The 384-nt window shown below is 57.0% G+C and carries 1 protein-coding gene; it reads left to right on the top strand.

Features of this window, described 5'->3' with window-relative positions; all coding sequences use genetic code 11:
• Positions 1-80 precede the first annotated feature (80 nt).
• Positions 81-384, top strand: a 304-nt coding sequence (locus AB4Z23_RS28905) for an EAL domain-containing protein (RefSeq protein ID WP_441361361.1), incomplete at its 3' end; no start/stop codon positions are given.

Genomic DNA, 384 nt, shown 5'->3' with positions numbered 1-384 from the left:
GTCTTGAGGCGGATCCAACGACGGTGCTCGGCTGCAACATATCTGCAGACAACTTTGCGGACGCGACTGCGTGGAGTGGCATGCTGGACCAGATCCAAGGTCGCGCCTACCTCGCGCCGCGACTGATCCTGGAGCTTACCGAGTCGAGCGCCATCGCCGATTTATCCCTCGGCGCACGAAAAATCGCCGACGTTCAGAACCTGGGTTGTCGTGTTGCGCTCGACGATTTTGGTGTAGGGTTTGCCTCGCCGCGGCTTGTCCAACTGATCGATTTCGACATCGTGAAAATTGACAAGGCGTTCATTCACGACATTCGTCCTTCGTCGGAAGGCTCCAATAGCTTACGCCACATTGTGGCATTTGCGTCGTGTTTTGCCCCCACCG

It is taken from the genome of Agrobacterium sp. MCAB5, from assembly GCF_052114365.1.
Taxonomy (GTDB): Bacteria; Pseudomonadota; Alphaproteobacteria; order Rhizobiales; family Rhizobiaceae; genus Agrobacterium; species Agrobacterium tumefaciens.
The sequence above is the reverse complement of the archived record's forward strand: the minus strand, read 5'-3'. Positions and strand labels throughout refer to the sequence as shown.